The organism is Paenibacillus tepidiphilus (assembly GCF_008635795.1).
Taxonomy (GTDB): Bacteria; Bacillota; Bacilli; order Paenibacillales; family Paenibacillaceae; genus Paenibacillus_AQ; species Paenibacillus_AQ tepidiphilus.
The window spans coordinates 1-558 of the sequence record NZ_VWRQ01000083.1; the positions used below are offsets into that span (position 1 = coordinate 1).

General features: G+C 50.4%; 1 protein-coding gene. It reads right to left on the reverse strand.

Going from position 1 to position 558, the window contains the following annotated elements; genetic code table 11:
* Nucleotides 1–476 (reverse strand): reverse transcriptase domain-containing protein (locus F1379_RS29595; protein ID WP_275262670.1); only part of this gene is annotated, 476 nt, incomplete at its 3' end.
* Between the last annotated feature and the right edge of the window lie 82 nt (nt 477–558).

Below are 558 nucleotides of genomic sequence, written 5' to 3' on the forward strand. Positions count from 1 at the left end.
GCTTTCCGGATTCGATCCAGTGCTCCTTTGGCACTCCGCTTCGGACGAAATCCGAAGGATACTTCTTCGAAGTCTGCTTCAAAGATGGGTTCAATGACGAGTTTCGTTGCCATTTGTATGACTCGGTCGCGCACCGTGGGGATACCCAGCGGTCTTGGCTTCCCGTCTTTCTTTGGGATATAGTGCCGCCGCACGGGCTGCGGATGGTAGCTGCCTTCTTTTAGTTCTCGCTCGCATTCCTTAAGAAATCTTGTTTCTCCCTGTTCCTCAATATCTGCGAGCGTCACAGCATCTACTCCCGCAGCTCCCTTGTTCGCTTTCACCCGTTTCCAGGCTTCACACAGCACATCCCAGCGGTAAACTTTGTCGTACAAGGCATGGAATTTACGCTTATTGCTCTCCTTGGCCGCATGACCTAGCTTTTCTTGGAGTTCTTGAACTTTTTCTTTAGGTGTCGTTAGCCGATTGGCATTCACTCACTCGTACCTCCTCCAAAAGCATAAACAAAGCAGGGCTCCTTCCCTCCCTAAGGTTATGTTGTCCTTAGGTTCTTCGGTA